General features: G+C 55.0%; 6 protein-coding genes. 3 read left to right on the forward strand and 3 right to left on the reverse strand.

The window, feature by feature from the left end; genetic code table 11:
* Positions 1 to 117: 117 nt before the first annotated feature.
* Entirely contained in the window at positions 118 to 816 is a 699-nt protein-coding gene (locus tag HY788_19375; protein MBI4776310.1) for a DUF111 family protein, read from the forward strand.
* Positions 817 to 1,248: 432 nt separating this feature from the next.
* Here the strand turns inward: HY788_19375 and HY788_19380 are convergent, their stop codons facing one another.
* Positions 1,249 to 2,361, reverse strand: coding sequence for a hypothetical protein (locus HY788_19380; GenBank protein ID MBI4776311.1), 1,113 nt, complete (start codon positions 2,359 to 2,361; stop codon positions 1,249 to 1,251).
* Between the two features lie 286 nt (positions 2,362 to 2,647).
* On the reverse strand, positions 2,648 to 2,851 hold the full coding sequence (locus HY788_19385) for a hypothetical protein (protein ID MBI4776312.1): 204 nt from the start codon (positions 2,849 to 2,851) through the stop codon (positions 2,648 to 2,650).
* Between the two features lie 806 nt (positions 2,852 to 3,657).
* Between HY788_19385 and HY788_19390 the strand changes: the two genes are divergently transcribed.
* Both HY788_19390 and HY788_19395 read left to right on the forward strand, forming a co-directional pair.
* Positions 3,658 to 3,876 carry a hypothetical protein gene (locus tag HY788_19390; GenBank protein MBI4776313.1) on the forward strand — a complete coding sequence of 73 codons (219 nt, stop codon included), beginning with the start codon at positions 3,658 to 3,660 and terminating at the stop codon, positions 3,874 to 3,876.
* Positions 3,877 to 3,885: 9 nt separating this feature from the next.
* A complete protein-coding gene (locus tag HY788_19395) occupies positions 3,886 to 5,742 on the forward strand; it encodes a hypothetical protein (protein ID MBI4776314.1) in 1,857 nt (618 codons plus the stop codon).
* A 246-nt stretch (positions 5,743 to 5,988) separates the two neighbouring features.
* Here the strand turns inward: HY788_19395 and HY788_19400 are convergent, their stop codons facing one another.
* Positions 5,989 to 8,061 carry a VWA domain-containing protein gene (locus HY788_19400; protein MBI4776315.1) on the reverse strand — a complete coding sequence of 691 codons (2,073 nt, stop codon included), beginning with the start codon at positions 8,059 to 8,061 and terminating at the stop codon, positions 5,989 to 5,991.
* Between the last annotated feature and the right edge of the window lie 275 nt (positions 8,062 to 8,336).

The following is an 8,336-nucleotide window of genomic DNA, read 5'->3' on the forward strand; positions in this document are numbered from 1 at the left end:
AAATCCCGAGGAATGAGACGTACATAGAGTACGTCGCAGTGACGAGGGATGAAGCGCAACGCCGCAGATCGCGTTTTTCAACAGCCTGTTAAGCAAGTACGGAGGTGCGTCGAATAGATGTCCTTACATATCAATGCCAAAAACGGGATTGCCGGTAATATGTCGGTGGCGGCCCTGATCGATCTTGGAGCCGATCAAGAAACTGTAGTGAGAACCGCGGAAAATGCCGCGTCCACACTCATCAGCACAAAAGCGGTCCTGCGCAAGGTTTCCAGAAACGGAATTGCGGCCTTGCATCTCGATACCGTATGCGAGGACATGTCCTTTCCCATAGAGGATATCAAGCGTGCGATCGGTTCGGCGGATATCGAGGGTACGCAACGCGCCCTGAATATCTTGGAAACACTCATCAAGGCCGAGCAGGAATACCACATGACCCACCATGTGCATTTCCATGAGATCGGATGCGCCGATCTGGTCTTCGATATCGTGGGAACCATCAAAGCGCTCGAGCTTCTGGGAGAAACCGATATCACGTGCACGCCGGTCTCCGTAGGCGGTGGAACCGTGACGTTCTCCCACGGTACGCTGGACGTGCCCGCTCCGGCGACCAAAAAGATATTGGAGACCTACAGGATCCCGTTTGCCAAAGGTCCCATCGACCGGGAGCTCGCCACGCCCACCGGAGTCGCCATTCTCGCCAATATTGTGGGAAGATACACGGAACACGCTTCCGCCCTTCAAACGGGATACGGAGCAGGATCGAACTTCAACGGTATACCCAACGTCCTGGAAATCAGCCGCGTGGCTTCCTGAATGCCCGGCTCGTGGTCCGCGGCCTTCAGCCGTTCTTCAGAGGCGGAGGCCAAAGAACGTCCACGCGGAACCTCTCCGGCCAAAGGCGCCGCCGACCCCATGCGGATGTGCGCCGGTTTTTCTCAAGCACGCGCAATCACCGTAACTACCACCCCCGATGATTTAAGACGTACAGTAAGTTGGGTTGAGCACTGCGAAACCCAACCACATGGGGCATCCGTTGGGTTACGCTCGCAAACCCAACCTTGTATCTGGTGGCATGGAACCCACCCCCTCTCCGAACCTATCCGCCATTCACTCACACATTACGCGGAAGTGCTCCCTTTACCGAGAAGACGCATGAAAGGAGAAAAGGGCTCAAGCCAAGTATATCCGTGAAGGGCATTGCGTTGCTGAAGTGGATGTCGACCCGATCCGCTCGATCGAACAGCCTTACCTGGTTTCTCTTAGAACGTGGGTAATTCTGGGGTCAGGCAGAAACGGACCTCTGAGAACAGCCATTCCCGTTTCCTCACCCGCCGAGGTGAAGCGACAAGTGGGGCTTCCATTCCGGTGGTAAAAGACGACGGTATCACCTTCCAAACCCCACCGGGATTCGTTGGGGTGGCTGTATCCTTCGATCCGTCCGTCGGGCAACAGCCTGATTCGGTCTGCGATTATACTCCCGTCGCCCCGACCAAACTGCCACACCAATAGGGTGACATCGATTTGAACCTTTTGAGTCTTTCCCTTTTCCCTTAGAACGTGGGTAATTCCGGGGTCAGGCAGGAAAGAGCCTCTGAGAACAATCCCCCCTGCTTCCTGACCCGCCGAAGTGAAGCGACAAGTGGGGCTTCCACTTTGGTGGTAAAAAACCACGGTATCACCTTCATAACCCCACCGGGATTCGTTGGGGTGGCTGTATCCTTCGATCCGTCCGTCGGGCAGCAGCCTGATCCGGTCCGCGATTATACTCCCGTCGCCTCGACCAAATTGCCAGTCCGTGAGGGTGACGTCCGTTTGAGCCTTTCTATGGATTTTAACATGAACAGGCGGGGACTCGTTGAGGGTGGTGTCCGTGGGTCGGATCTTTGCGCCGAACAAGTCCTTTAGGAGGCTACGGCTCATGCCGGTGATCAGGTCCACGTCGTCTCCGGTCACATTGCTTCCGAGTTTCGCTTCCCCGGTAACCACGTTGAGCATTCGGGAGTTTATGGTATAGGCCCCCCCTATTTTCACCACGGAGCCCACCACGATGAAGTCCGCTCCCAGCAGTTTTCCTAATTGGACAACGCTTTCGTCGTCCAAGAGACCGGATTGCCGGAGTTCATGCTCTTTTATAGCCTTGCCAATCTGGGCGCGCTCAATAACTCTGAATTTCTCGGTGCCGATCAGTTCGGTACGCATGATCTCAGCCACCGCCTTGCCAAGGTGCTCCTCGGAACCAATGCTTTCGAAGTCCAGCACAGCCACGGTGGGTCTAATGTCCGGCAGTCCTGTGTTCGGGTTCCACGCAGACAAAATCGCGGCTGTGACTAAGACTACCTTGAGAAACCTCCGGCACATGGTACGACTCCAGTATAGGAAATGATCCCCCGGCCGATGGAGAAAAGGAAGGGGAAACCGTACCCTCCGAATTCACCACGAACCTACATCGTCGAGCGCATCAAGCAGAGACCCCAAGGCCTAAATTGCGCAAAAAGATTTTACCGCTCTAGTAGGACCTTGGCAAATGATCATGATCTCGTTTGTCCTGACTTGTGAAAGCCTCCTCGCTCTGTTATCGCGCCCGGAATCGGAGGGAGTTCCGGAAAAAGGACAGGTGTCGAACCTGTTTCAAGATGTTTGATGATTACTTGCGGACTCTTGTAATGGTGCCGTCACTCAGCATCTGATTAAACTGAGACAATAAAGCCTTCTCTTCCTTATCCAGAGTATTGTCATTTTGGGATAGAATCATAATATCTTCATACTCTTTGGGTGTTATTTCAAGATCCGTGATGGCATGCTTAATGATCTCTTTCAGATTTCCGGCGCTCTTACTTGGTGTCTTCATCGATTTTCCCCTTGTCTTTGTATAGCTTACCGTTAACTGTCCAAATGCTTTATTATGAACACCTTTAATAGGTGAGCATTTTGAAAAAATGGTGAAGCCATCGCTCTCAATCTATCGGCGGAACTTGATAGAAAGCCGTTTATTCATGCAGATTCAGTGAAATCACGAGCTGTGCATCATCGGCGCCATCTCGTCAAAAACAGGAGGCCCTGTAGTCACAGTAATCTGCGGCTTTTCTAGTAGCGAAAGTTAAATGGAGTGTCAAGTTCAATAGGCGAAAGACAACCACTCAACGGTCCCATGCCCAGTCCCCGCGAAGACAGCGCCGATCAGCACGGTTGACCCGAACGATTCAGCGACTGAAAAACGGTACGAGGAAACACGGCGCCAGGAGTGGTCCTGCTCTAAAATCGTGGAAAAAGAAGGAGCCGGGAGTTAATGCAAGATTTGATCCCTAAGAAAGCTGATAATCACTTAGATCCGGTTTCGAAAATTCGAAACATCGACCATACCGTGGGCCGAGCCGTATTTTTTGAAGCACAACAGGCCGTAATTGCATCAAGGAGGCATGGCTTGTGAAACGCCTTGAGAGAATCCGACAGGAGAGGTATTATCGAAAAACACGGAAAATGGTTCCAATCAGGTTTGGAGGTCGTATTTTAAGGGCTTTTAGCGGTTTCACGCACCTTTCTATCATTTCAGCCAAAGCAAGGACTTCGAGAACGGGCGGAATAGGTATCCGGAGGCCGTGGATGAGAGAACCGCCGCATAATCTGCGATAACCATTTATCGTAAGGAGTTCGTCCATGTCCGACATCATCGTACATGAAGAGAAATGCAGTGGATGCAACACCTGTGAGCTTTGGTGTTCCTATGCATTTCAGGGATCGTTCAACCCTCTCCTGGCTCACATTCACAATGATTTCGTCCCAGGACAAGGGTTCAAGATCACTTTCACGGAGGACTGCAATAGCTGCAGGATCTGCGTGGAGCACTGTGTGTACGGAGCGTTGTCCCTCGAATAGGAGGAAGAGATGAAGGACTTCTTCGGATATGCCGGTACGATACTGGAAGTGAACCTAAGCGACGGTAAAATACAACAAACGCCTCTGGAGGACGCGCTTGCCGGGAAGTTTATCGGCGGGATCGGAATGAGCACCAAACTGCTCTACGATCGCATAAAACCCGGCGCGGATCCGCTTTCAGAGGACAATGTCCTGGTCATGGGGTCGAGCCCCCTCAACGGCACGTTCGCTCCGACGGCCGCGCGAGCCGAAATAACTGCCAAGTCCCCGCTCAGCGGGCTCATCGGCTGGGCGAATACGGGGAATTCGGTGGCCAACATGCTTAAATACGCCGGCTACGATCAGTTGGTGGTGACCGGCGCCGCGGACACCCCGGTGTACCTGAAGATCGACGACGACTCCGTCGAGATATGCGACGCCACCCGTCTCTGGGGAAAGGACGCTTGGGAGACAACGGATGTCCTTTGGAAAGAGCTCGGCAAAGACTACCGGGTAACGTGCATCGGCCCGGCCGGGGAGAACCTGGTGCGATTCGCATGTCCTGTGAGCCAGAAACATTCCGCCGCTGCCAGGACGGGCATGGGAGCCGTAATGGGCTCGAAGAAGCTCAAGGCCTTGGCCGTGCGCGGGACCAAAGGAATCATCGTTTCCGATAAGAAGAGATTCATCGCCCTGGTTGACGAGGCCGTGAACCGGTTCAAGGCGCGGGAAAAGTTGGTGGGGGCGTGGAGAACGTACGGTTTCCTGGCAGGATTTTTACAAGCGGTCAATCCAGAGGAGTTTCTCCGCCTGAAAGGCGGGTATTATGCCTGCCAATCCTGTCCCGTGGCCTGCAACGCATGGGTCAATATACCGGACGGGAAGTACGCGGGTCTGAGCTATCTGGCCTCCGCGCCCGGGACGAAGATCATGGTGGATCTGATGCTGGGCCGAATCATTGGGCCCTATGATGAGATATTCAAGTCGTTGGAGCTGGTCAATAGATACGGGTTGGATTTTTTCTCGGCGATCAGCGGCGTGAGCCTCGCCGTTTCGCTCTATGAGAACAACATCGTAACAAAGGAGGACACCGACGGTCTGAGCCTCGCGTCCGATGCCGAGACCTTCAACGAGCTGTCCCGGAAGATGGCGTATCGTGAGGGATTCGGGGATATTCTGGCCGAGGGCGTGCACGGCGCCGCGGTCAAGATCGGCAGAGGAGCCGAAGAGTACGACGTCTCCATCCGGGGAGTCGATTCGGCGGTGGGAAAGGGAGGCATACTCGGAGCAACGGAGACCTTTGGATTTGTCACCAATCACCGGGCCGGCATGATGGAGAGAAGCACGTCCATCTCCTTTCGCAAAAGGGACAGGGAGTCCTACGTGAAGTACTGCGGCGCCGTCGGGGTGCCTGAAGAGGCCGTGGATCGCGTATGCGACGGGCCGGAGGGGCTCAGCGTGCCGAGATTGACCCGGTACGCCGAGGACATGCTCACTCTGGTGGCCATGCAGGGCCTCTGCCGCCGTGCTCCCGTGACACAGGTGTACGACCTGGCTCTCCACGCGGATTTCTATTCCGCGGCCACGGGAATCGACACGACCGGCCGGGACATCTTGACCTGTGCGGAACGCGTGTGGAATTTGCAGAAGTGCTTCAACGTTAGAGAAGGAGCCACCCGCGCCGACGATCGGTTCCCCAAAACGATGCTTCCCATGAAACTTGGAGGCAGCACCCTGGATCAAGACACCATGGATTCGTGGTTGAATGAATACTACGATGAAAGAGGTTGGGATGTGGAAACAGGAAGACCCACCGTAAGGAAATTACAGGCTATGGGCCTGGAAGACGAGGCCGCCGAGCTCAAACGATCGGGATTGATAAGCTAGAACCCTTCCCTCGGGCCGTGCGCCAGGTCGGCAGAAAAAGGCAGCAGCGGGTGGTGTCCGGAACCCGATAGAATTCGTATGCGAAAACCCATGAAAAATTCAAACTGCAAGTTCAGTGGCTTCGTGTTGGATTTCCGCAGGAATGACCGTTTTTTTTATTTCTCGGTTCTCGTTCCCAAGTTGCACTTGGGAACGCGGGGTTTCGTCATAGCTGCGCTTTGAACTGGAGCTTCGTAGAGAAGCGTATTATTTAATGGTAATCGTCGCCTTGCTTAACATTTTATTGCCCAGACCCAGGATGTACCGCACTTCATAGGTCCCAGGCTCTTTGACGCCCTTGATTTTCACCGGATTGTCCTTTGCATAGGAGTAGGTGACATAATTGCCCGGACCCTGGTCGGGCCGCGCAATGGAGATGTAATCCCCTTTATAGCCCGGCCCCTCCCATGCGACTTCAAACCCTGTATTTACATGTGCAGTTGCCGGTGGTGATACCTTTGCGCTGACCGCTTCGATCTCAATCGTAGCCTTGGCGAGCAATTTGTTGCCACGGCCCAGGATATAGCGCACTTCATAAGTCCCCGGATCGGACGGCGCCCGCACTTTCAATGGCGATCCCTTGCCGGTGTACGTGTAATTCACATAGGTACCCGGCTCCTGGTCCGGCCGCGCTATGGAGATATAGTCCCCCTTGTTGCCCGGCCCCTCCCAGGTTACGTCAAATTCTGCAGCCACGTCCGCAGAAGCTGGGGCCTGAACCGAAGCAGACACCGCCTTGATCTCAATGGTGGTGGCGGCGAGCAATTTGTTGCCACGACCCAGGATATAGCGCACTTCATAGGTCCCCGGATCGGACGGCGCCCGCACTTTTAATGGCGATCCCTTGCCGGTGTACGTGTAATTCACATAGGTACCCGGCTCCTGGTCCGGCCGCGCTATGGAGATATAGTCCCCCTTGTTGCCCGGCCCCTTCACATAGGTACCCGGCTCCTGGTCCGGCCGCGCTATGGAGATATAGTCCCCCTTGTTGCCCGGCCCCTCCCAGGTTACGTCAAACTCTGCGGCCACGTCCGCAACCGGGGGCGCATCCACGGAAGCTCTTACCCCTTTGATCTCGATAGTCGTCTTGGCCAGCAAACTATTCCCCTTGGCCATAATGTAGCGCACTTCATAGGGACCCGGGTCCGAGGGCGCCCGCACTTTCAATGGCGATCCCTTGCTGGTGTACGTGTAATTCACATAACTGCCCGGCTCCTGGTCCGGCCGCGCTATGGAAATGTAATCGCTCGGATAGGCGGGTCCCTGCCATTGGACTTCAAACTCGACGGCGACATCGGCTTCGGCCGGCGCCTGAACCGCGGCCTGCACCGGGGTGACCTTGATGTCGGCGCGCCCGATCGTTTTTTTGCTCCGGGCGTGGATGTAGCGCAATTCATAGTCCCCCACCTTTCCGGGCGCCGTGAATCCGGCAGGATTGCCATTTTTGGTATACGCATAGTCCACATAACGGGCGTCCTCCGAACCCTTTTCCGCAATGGCGATATAGTCGCCGCGACTGTCCGGCCCCTCCCACTCCACGGAAAAGGTCGACCCTGCCGAAACGCTCTCCGGACCTTTCAAAACAGCGGCCCCAGGTTCTTCCACGACCGGCGGAGGAGGCGCCTTGACCTCTTCAACGGTTTTGAAAAGCGCTTCACGAAGAGAACCGGCATCATCCGCGGCCAGAAAAAGCCCTCCGGTCTTATCGGCCAGACAACGCAGCCGACCCTGATCTTCCTGGCTGATGTCAAATCCGATTACATGAACCGTGAAATCCATGCCGCTCATGGCCAGTTCGGCTGCAAGGGCGCAGGGATCGACATCGCACGTCTCCAGGCCGTCGCTTACCAGAATAACGGTCGCCCGCTCTTCGGTATAACGCAAGGCCTGAGCCGCCTGTCGCACCGCCTCGCTCAAAGGGGTCTTGCCCTTGGGGCTGACGGCAAGTATCTTGGCCTTCATGGCTGCGCCATTGTGAGGCCCCACGGGGACAACCATTTCGATATCTTTGCAGTCGCCTTGTCGGCGATGGCCGTAAACCATCAGGCCGGTCTGAAAATCCGCCGGCATTTTGTCAATAAGCTCGGTCATCACCTCTTTGGCGATAACGATTTTCGCCCTGCCTTCAACCTGACCCCACATGGACCCGGAGGCATCGAGCACCAGCACCACGCGCGGCGAATCGGCCGCCGCTGCATGGACCACACCAACCAGCAATACACACAGAACACACCAAAAGGCCTTCAAGGGAAAAGAACTTGCATTTTCAGCGCGGACCATATCCACCTCTCGAATTGTAATTGCGTCGATTATCGAACACAATCTGTGTTGACCAAACATATTCCGGCATGGGACATAAAATCATAGCCGAATGTTTAGAGGAAAATCAATCCAACCCGGATCATGCGACGACTTCCATGTAAAAGCGCTTCCGTAACCATTCACAGGGGGGAACTTTTGAAAAAGTTCCCCCCTGTCGCCCCCTTCAAAACGTTTAAAGCAGGCCTCACAGCCTTCGGCTGAGAGGCCTGGAACAGAGGGGGTCCGGGGGAACA

The organism is Deltaproteobacteria bacterium (assembly GCA_016208165.1).
Classification (GTDB): Bacteria; Desulfobacterota; Desulfarculia; order JACQYL01; family JACQYL01; genus JACQYL01.